The organism is Pseudomonas sp. MD195_PC81_125, assembly GCF_014060985.1.
In the GTDB taxonomy this organism is placed as follows: Bacteria; Pseudomonadota; Gammaproteobacteria; order Pseudomonadales; family Pseudomonadaceae; genus Aquipseudomonas; species Aquipseudomonas parakoreensis.
In genome coordinates, this window is sequence record NZ_JABULD010000293.1 from 1 (window position 1) to 3,760 (window position 3,760).

Consider the following 3,760-nt stretch of genomic DNA (forward strand, 5'->3'; position numbering starts at 1 on the left):
GGCACACTGCGCAGGGTTTCGAGCAACTGCTCGCCATTGCTCGCCTCCCCCACCACTTGCAGGTCCTTGGCCAGGCCGATCAATTGCTTGATGCCTTCCCGGACGATGGTGTGGTCTTCGGCTACCAGTACACGGATCACTTGCCTCTCCTCGATATTTGCATTGACGCTAAAAGATCGCACCTTCGGCAGCTCCTACAGGGATACGCGATCTTTATCGATCCAAAGGCACCCACACCTTCAGACTGGTGCCCTCGCCCGGCTCACTCTCAAGCACCAGCCGCCCGCCCATGATCAACACCCGCTCGCGCATGCCAACCAGGCCAAAGGATGTCGGCCGCTGCGCCGTCGCGACAAAGCCTGCGCCATCGTCGCTGACCGTCAGACACAACTCGTCGCCTTTCAGCGCCAGCGTCAGCTCCACAGTATGCGCTTGGGCGTGGCGCATCACATTGGTCAGCGCCTCCTGCAGGATGCGGAACAGCCCGATCGCCTTGGCGTCGCTGAGCACCGGCAGATTGTCCGGCACCTGCACCAGACATGGAATCTGCGTGCGCGCCTCGAATCGCCGCGCCTGCCACTCAATCGCCGAAGCGATCCCGGCATCGAGGATCGGCGGGCGCAGCGCCGTCGCCACATCGCGCACCAGCTGGAACAACTGGGCGATCAGGCGTTTCATGCTGTTCAACCGTTCGTGCAGGCCCGGATCGAGTTGCGCGTAGGCCAGCTCGCACATCGAGGTTTCCAGTTTCAGCACCGTGAGCATCTGCCCCAGCTCATCGTGCACTTCACGGGCAATGCGCGCCTTCTCTTCTTCGCGCACGCTTTCCAGGTGCGCCGACAGCTCGCGCAGTTGCTCGCGGGACGCCGCCAGTTCCAGTTCGATGCGCTTGCTTTCGCTGATGTCCCAAACGATGCCGTCCCAGACATAGGCGCCATCCTCCAGCTGGCGGGTGATTGCCTTGATCTCGGCCCAGCGTTGTTCGCCCTGACGGGTGAGGATGCGGCCCTGCCACGACCAGTCACTGTCGGTGTCCAGTGCCTGGTCCTGGGTCTGGTGGTAACTGGCCTTGTCGTCCGGGTGCACCAGGCTGCGCAAGCCCATGTCGCGGTGCGCAATGGCGGCCGGCGCGTAGCCGACCAGACTCTCGCTGCCCTCGCTGATGTAGGCGAAATCGATCTGCCCGGTCACTGGCGCCCGCTCCAGGCGAAACACCAGCCCCGGTACGTTGGCGGCGATGCCTTGCAGGCGCGCTTCACTTTCCTGTAACGCGGCCAGCGCGCGGCGACGCTCGGTGACGTCGGTGAGATAAACCACCAGATACTCGCTGTCGCGAAAGCGCAGAAAACTCAGCGAAACGTCCGCCGGCAGGACGCTGCCATCAGCGCGCACGCAGCTGGTTTCAAAGCTCAGCGGTCCTTCCTCACTGGCCCGCGCGCGTTTCCACAGGTTGAGCCAGCGGTCCATGTGCAGACCGGGTTCGAAATCGATCAGCGGCCGTTCGATCAACGCGCCCTGTGGATAACCGAGCATGCTTTCCGCCGCGCGGTTGGCGTAACGCACATGGCTGTCCCAGTTGACCCAAAGAATGCCGACAGTACTTTGATCGATGGAAAACTGGGTCAGGCGCAAGGCTTCTTCGCTGGCCGCGCGCAGGGCGATGTCTTCCCGGGCGCTCAACAGACGGTGTTCGAGGCTGTGTTGCTGGCGTCGTTGCCAGACCACAATGGCCACACAACTGAGCAACAACACCGCAAACAGCAAACTGAGGTTCTGCCAGAACCCCGGCGACTCCGACAGACGCGGGTATTTGGGTTGCAGCCATTGCGTGTGCAGGCGTTCCAGATCCTTCGCGGGAATCGCCCGCAGAGCAGTTTCAACAATGCCGGCCAACGCCGGCCAGTCGCGCCGTGTGGCAATGCGCAACAGCTGCGGCAAGCCGATATCGCCGACCACCACCAACCCGGCGAACTCAGGTTCGGCAGACAACCGTCCGAGTTGCGCCTCATCCACCACGGCGTAGGACGCCTGCTGGGTCAACAGCAGTTGCAGCGCCTGACGCTCCAGCGGCACGCCTTGCAGATTCAGATGGGGATAGGTGCTGCGCAAATAGTCTGCCGTCACGCTGGGCATGCGCACGGCGACGCGCGACAGGCTGTCGAGTTTTTCCAGCTCGACCACGCCGCCGCTCTTCTGGTCGCTGACCACCAGTTGTGGCACCCGCATGTAGGGATCGGAAAATTGCCACAGGCGCAGTGCACCCGGGGTCTGGGTCAGGCCCGGGGCGATGTCGATTTCGCCTTCGCGGGCGGCCTCCTCCAGTTGCGCCAGATCCTGAAAATTGCGCCAGCTCAGCTCGACGTTCAAGGTCTTGGCCAGTGACTTCATCAATTCGACATTGGCCCCGGACAAGCGCTGCAGACGTCGGTCGTACTGCGCGTACGGCGCCTGCAGCACGAGGCCCACACGCAACTCACGGTGCTGCGCCAGCCATTGCTGCTCGGCGGGCGTCAACAGCGCTGCATGCGCCGCCGGCGCAGACGCCGCCCAGCCCATCAAGGGAAAACACAACCAGCCGATAACCCACAGGCAGCAAAAACGCATCATTGAAGTCTCTTGCACTGACAAATTCTGACCAACCCATTAGGCTGCCGGGATACTTTTCTGGCCTGGAATAACCGATGCCCTCTGTCTATCGCCTGGCAATGCCAGCATTGTGCCTGTCGCTGATCCTGCCTTGTGCGTTTTCCGTCGAAGCCGCCGATCCGGCGCCCGCCTCCACCGCCGAGCAACCAGCCGCCGAAAAACCCGCCGAACGCCAGCCACTGCTTGAGCGTAGTCAGGAAGAAGCCGCAGCACTCGAACGTAAAGTCCCGGCGCAAGAGCAGCAGCAACTGCAGGCCGGCGCCGACACTTTCCTCGCCCTGTGGAAACCGGCCAACACTGCCGAACCCAAAGGTGCGGTCATTATTGTGCCGGGCGCCGGCGAAACCGCTGACTGGCCGCAAGTGATCGCCCCGCTGCGCAACAAATTGCCCGACGTCGAGTGGAGCAGCCTGAGTATCACCCTGCCGGATCTGCAAAGCGATGTCATCGCTCCACGCGTGATTGCGCCCGCCGCCGCGCCGAAAGCCGCGGAAAGTGGCAGCAAGGATTCCACCACCGCGCAACCGATCGAACAGGCTGCGGGCGGCGAAGCGGACGTGGCGGATCAGGTCGTGGCCGAAACGACTGAAGAACAATCCAAGGCGGATGCCGAGCGAATCTTTGCGCGGATCGACGCGGCCATTGCCTACGCCGAGCAACAAAGCGCACGCCGGGTCGTGATCCTCGGTCACGGTACGGGCGCGTACTGGGCGGCGCGTTTCCTCAGCGAGCGGCAGAGTTCGCAGGTCGAGAAGCTAGTGATGGTCGATGCGCAAACGCCAAGTAAAGCCAAGCCGCAACTGGCCGAGCTGACGCCGACCCTGAAGTTGCCGACGGCTGACATTTTCTACATGGACAAGGCGCTGGATCGTAACGCGGCGCTGGAGCGCATGCAGGCCAGCAAGCGCCTGAAGACTTCGGCGTTCAGCCAGGTGGCGCTCAAGGCGTTGCCGGACAAAAAGGCTGAGCAGGAACAGTTGTTTCGGCGGGTGCGTGGCTGGTTGAATCCGCAGAAGACTGACTGACTGGAAGACCGAGTCGCCCCATTCGCGAGCAGGCTCGCTCCCACACTGATCGCATTCCTACAGACGGAATGCATTCAACTGTGGGAGCG

3 protein-coding genes are annotated in these 3,760 nt (G+C 62.7%); 1 reads left to right on the plus strand and 2 read right to left on the minus strand.

Features of this window, described 5'->3' with window-relative positions; translation table 11 throughout:
* Window positions 1-140: response regulator transcription factor (locus tag HT737_RS12545; protein ID WP_374011160.1), on the minus strand; the 140-nt coding region annotated here is incomplete at its 3' end.
* Between the two features lie 73 nt (window positions 141-213).
* Window positions 214-2,607: a PAS domain S-box protein gene (locus HT737_RS12550; RefSeq protein WP_182402704.1), complete on the minus strand. Its 2,394-nt coding sequence runs from the start codon at window positions 2,605-2,607 to the stop codon at window positions 214-216.
* Window positions 2,608-2,681: 74 nt separating this feature from the next.
* On the opposite strand from HT737_RS12550, the gene HT737_RS12555 reads away from it, so the two are divergent.
* On the plus strand, window positions 2,682-3,671 hold the full coding sequence (locus HT737_RS12555) for an alpha/beta hydrolase family protein (protein WP_047296969.1): 990 nt from the start codon (window positions 2,682-2,684) through the stop codon (window positions 3,669-3,671).
* Window positions 3,672-3,760: the final 89 nt, after the last annotated feature.

Excerpts from the sequence above, each read along its gene's own strand:
- HT737_RS12550 (WP_182402704.1), bottom strand. The coding sequence starts at position 2,607 with ATGATGCGTTTTTGCTGCCTGTGGGTTATCGGCTGGTTGTGTTTTCCC.
- HT737_RS12555 (WP_047296969.1), top strand. The coding sequence starts at position 2,682 with ATGCCCTCTGTCTATCGCCTGGCAATGCCAGCATTGTGCCTGTCGCTG.